The sequence below is a fragment of the Pseudomonas sp. NPDC087598 genome (assembly GCF_044743525.1).
In the GTDB taxonomy this organism is placed as follows: domain Bacteria; phylum Pseudomonadota; class Gammaproteobacteria; order Pseudomonadales; family Pseudomonadaceae; genus Aquipseudomonas.
This window is the reverse complement of the sequence record NZ_JBIUWQ010000129.1, coordinates 1-3,850: the sequence shown is the minus strand read 5'-3', so window position 1 is coordinate 3,850 and position 3,850 is coordinate 1. Positions and strand designations below refer to the sequence as shown.

Here is a 3,850-nt window from a genome sequence, read left to right as displayed (position 1 = left end):
AGCCCAGGCCGAAAGCAGCGCGCATAAATTGCCTTCGCCTAAAGAAATCAGCGGCATCCTTGATCAGTATGTGATTGGTCAGGAGCGTGCGAAAAAGGTTCTGGCCGTAGCGGTGTACAACCACTACAAGCGCCTGAATCAGCGTGACAAAAAGGCTGACGACGTCGAACTCGGCAAGAGCAACATCCTGCTGATCGGCCCGACAGGCTCGGGTAAAACCCTGCTGGCGGAAACGCTGGCTCGCTTGTTGAACGTTCCGTTCACCATCGCTGACGCAACCACCCTCACCGAGGCGGGTTATGTTGGTGAAGATGTCGAGAACATCATTCAGAAGCTGTTGCAGAAATGCGATTACGACGTAGAAAAGGCCCAGATGGGTATTGTCTACATCGACGAAATCGACAAGATTTCCCGCAAGTCCGACAACCCGTCGATCACCCGTGATGTTTCCGGTGAAGGCGTGCAGCAGGCCTTGCTCAAGTTGATCGAAGGCACGGTCGCTTCCGTACCGCCGCAAGGTGGCCGCAAGCACCCGCAGCAGGAATTCCTGCAGGTCGACACCCGTAACATCCTGTTCATCTGCGGTGGTGCGTTCTCGGGTCTCGAGAAGGTTATCCAGAACCGTTCCACCAAAGGTGGCATCGGTTTCAACGCAGAAGTGCGCAGCAAGGAAGAAGGCAAAAAAGTCGGTGAATCCTTGCGTGAAGTCGAGCCTGACGATCTGGTCAAGTTCGGTCTGATCCCTGAGTTCGTCGGTCGTCTGCCGGTCCTCGCGACGCTGGACGAGCTGGATGAGGCTGCGTTGATGCAGATCCTCACCGAGCCGAAAAATGCTCTGACCAAACAGTATGCCAAGCTGTTCGAGATGGAAGGTGTGGATCTGGAATTCCGTTCCGACGCACTGAAATCGGTCGCCAAGCGTGCCCTGGAACGTAAAACCGGTGCTCGTGGCCTGCGCTCGATTCTCGAAGGTGTACTGCTCGACACGATGTACGAAATCCCCTCGCAGTCCGAGGTGAGCAAAGTCGTGATCGACGAGAGTGTGATTGAAGGCAAATCCAAGCCACTGTATATCTACGAGAACAGTGAGCCGACAGCCAAGGCAGCGCCGGACGCATAAGCGTTCACTCTGCCGAAATAAAGAAGGGGCCTTCGGGCCTCTTTTTTTTTATGTCGTTTTTTACATCCGCTTTGCGCTTGTTTTTTTTCAAGGCAGCCCCCATCTTGGTTTCAAGCTTAATTCCATCTGATTACGGCCATATGGCCGCCGTAGAGGCGAAATCATGAAGACAACCATCGAATTGCCTCTCCTGCCATTGCGTGATGTCGTGGTTTATCCGCACATGGTTATCCCGCTGTTCGTGGGGCGCGAGAAATCCATCGAAGCCCTCGAGGCAGCGATGACGGGTGACAAGCAGATTCTGCTGCTGGCCCAGAGAAATCCGGCTGATGATGATCCCGGTGAAGATGCTCTCTATCGCGTAGGTACCATCGCCACTGTTCTGCAACTGCTCAAGCTGCCTGACGGCACCGTAAAGGTTCTGGTCGAGGGTGAGCAGCGCGGAACTGTCGAACGCTTCAGTGAAGTCGACGGCCACTGCCGTGCCGAAGTCTCGCTGATCGAAGAAGTTGACGCCGCCGAGCGCGAATCCGAAGTATTCGTGCGCACACTGCTGTCGCAGTTCGAACAATATGTACAGCTGGGCAAAAAAGTCCCGGCTGAAGTCCTGTCTTCGCTCAACAGCATCGATGAGCCGGGCCGCCTGGTCGATACCATGGCTGCGCATATGGCGTTGAAGATCGAGCAGAAGCAGGAAATCCTCGAAATCATCGATTTGTCGGCCCGGGTCGAGCACGTTCTGGCGTTGCTGGATGCCGAGATCGATCTGCTGCAAGTCGAAAAACGCATTCGTGGCCGCGTAAAAAAGCAAAGGGAGCGCAGTCAGCGCGAGTACTACCTGAACGAGCAGATGAAGGCCATTCAGAAAGAACTCGGCGACAGCGACGAAGGCCACAACGAAATCGAAGACCTGAAAAAGCGTATCGACGCTGCCGGTTTGCCGAAAGACGCGTTGGCCAAAGCCACTGCCGAGCTGAACAAGCTCAAGCAAATGTCGCCGATGTCCGCTGAGGCCACCGTGGTGCGCTCGTACATCGACTGGCTGGTGCAGGTGCCGTGGAAGGCGCAGAGCAAGGTGCGCCTGGACCTGGCGCGCGCAGAAGACATTCTCGATGCCGATCACTACGGCCTCGAAGAGGTCAAGGAACGTATCCTTGAGTACCTCGCCGTACAAAAACGCGTGAAGAAAATCCGTGGACCGGTGTTGTGCCTGGTCGGTCCTCCGGGCGTGGGTAAAACCTCGCTGGCGGAATCGATTGCCCATGCCACCAACCGTAAATTCGTGCGTATGGCCCTGGGTGGCGTACGTGATGAAGCGGAAATTCGTGGTCACCGCCGGACTTACATCGGTTCGATGCCGGGAAGATTGATTCAAAAGATGACAAAGGTGGGTGTGCGCAACCCGCTGTTCCTGCTCGATGAAATCGACAAAATGGGCAGCGACATGCGTGGCGATCCGGCGTCGGCGTTGCTGGAAGTGCTCGATCCAGAGCAAAACCACAACTTCAACGATCACTATCTGGAGGTCGATTACGACCTGTCGGATGTGATGTTCCTGTGCACCTCGAACTCGATGAACATCCCGCCGGCGCTGCTCGACCGTATGGAAGTCATCCGTCTGCCGGGTTACACCGAAGACGAGAAGATCAACATCGCAGTCAAATACCTGTCGCCAAAACAGATCACTGCCAACGGTCTGAAGAAGGGCGAAATCGAATTTGATGAAGAAGCAATCCGCGACATCATTCGTTACTACACCCGCGAAGCCGGTGTGCGTGGCCTCGAACGTCAGATCGCCAAGGTCTGCCGCAAGGCTGTGAAAGAGCACGCGCTGGAAAAACGCTTCTCGGTAAAAGTGACAGCTGACTTGCTGGAGCATTTCCTTGGTGTGCGTAAATTCCGCTACGGCCTGGCAGAGCAACAGGATCAGATCGGTCAGGTGACCGGCCTTGCCTGGACTCAGGTGGGTGGCGAATTGCTGACCATCGAAGCCGCTGTGGTGCCGGGTAAAGGTCAACTGATCAAAACCGGTTCACTGGGCGATGTGATGGTCGAATCGATCACCGCGGCGCTGACCGTTGTTCGCAGCCGTGCCAAGAGTCTGGGCATTCCCGTGGACTTCCACGAGAAGCGCGACACGCACATCCACATGCCGGAAGGGGCGACGCCGAAAGACGGCCCTAGCGCCGGTGTGGGCATGTGCACGGCGCTGGTGTCGGCACTGACCGGTATCCCGGTGCGCGCCGATGTTGCCATGACGGGTGAAATCACGCTGCGTGGTCAGGTGCTGGCGATTGGTGGTTTGAAGGAAAAACTGCTGGCGGCCCACCGTGGTGGAATCAAGATTGTGATCATTCCGGAAGAGAACGTGCGCGATCTGAAGGAGATTCCTGACAATATCAAGCAGGATCTGCAGATTAAACCGGTTAAATGGATTGACGAGGTCCTGCAAATTGCGCTGCAATACGCGCCGGAGCCCTTGCCGGATGTGGCTCCGGAGATAGTTGCCAAGGATGAAAAACGCGAGTCTGACTCTAAGGAAAGAATTAGCACGCATTAATACGTTTTTGCCTGGGTGGCTTCCTTGACAGCTTTTTAGAGCCCTTGTTATAAAGCGGCTCTTAAGTGTCTGTAGGCCATTCAGCACTCGTTTTTGCTTTCACCAAAAAAATTAGAAACATCTCAAAATAGATATAATGGGACTTAGAGTGAACAATACGGAACTGATTG

The 3,850-nt window shown here is 55.0% G+C and carries 2 protein-coding genes; both read left to right on the top strand.

All coding sequences use genetic code 11. The annotated features are described in order from the left end of the window. Nucleotides 1-1,120, top strand: a 1,120-nt coding sequence (gene clpX, locus ACIOWE_RS29890) for an ATP-dependent Clp protease ATP-binding subunit ClpX (RefSeq protein ID WP_401398550.1), incomplete at its 5' end; no start/stop codon positions are given. A 163-nt stretch (nt 1,121-1,283) separates the two neighbouring features. Continuing rightward, nucleotides 1,284-3,680 (top strand): endopeptidase La, encoded by a 2,397-nt coding sequence (gene lon, locus ACIOWE_RS29885; protein ID WP_401398548.1) that lies wholly within the window; start codon nt 1,284-1,286, stop codon nt 3,678-3,680. Nucleotides 3,681-3,850 lie beyond the last annotated feature (170 nt).

What these genes read in the sequence shown, in the direction of transcription:
- lon (WP_401398548.1), top strand. Translation starts at nt 1,284, where the DNA reads ATGAAGACAACCATCGAATTGCCTCTCCTGCCATTGCGTGATGTCGTG.